The organism is Idiomarina sp. UBA4206 (assembly GCF_002383015.1).
Lineage (GTDB): Bacteria > Pseudomonadota > Gammaproteobacteria > Enterobacterales > Alteromonadaceae > Idiomarina > Idiomarina abyssalis.
Genome location: NZ_DFTS01000038.1, coordinates 7,228 through 7,539 on the forward strand (window position 1 = coordinate 7,228; position 312 = coordinate 7,539).

Annotated in this window: 1 protein-coding gene; it reads right to left on the reverse strand. The window is 52.9% G+C overall.

The window, feature by feature from the left end; translation table 11 throughout:
- The coding region (locus tag B3180_RS07995; protein ID WP_286843925.1) for an efflux RND transporter permease subunit at nt 1-312 on the reverse strand (312 nt) is incomplete at both ends.

Consider the following 312-nt stretch of genomic DNA (forward strand, 5'->3'; position numbering starts at 1 on the left):
CATCGGCTCGAATAATCAATCGCTGATCAGTTGAGCGCAGGCTACCGGCTGGCACATCAAAAGGTGCCTGACGCAAGGCATCGGCGACATCCGTGACCGACAAACCAAAGCTCACCAGCTTCAGAGGATCAAGGTCAACGCGCAATACTCGTTCGCGGTCACCATTTAAACGGACATCGGCTACGCCATTAATGGCCAAAAATTCAGGCGATAAATCGGTTTCCAACCGGCGGGTGAGCTCTTCCAGTGTTAAGGAGTCGCTGCTAACGGCTATATCCAGTACCGAGCGCGCATCGTTGTCAGCTTTACGAA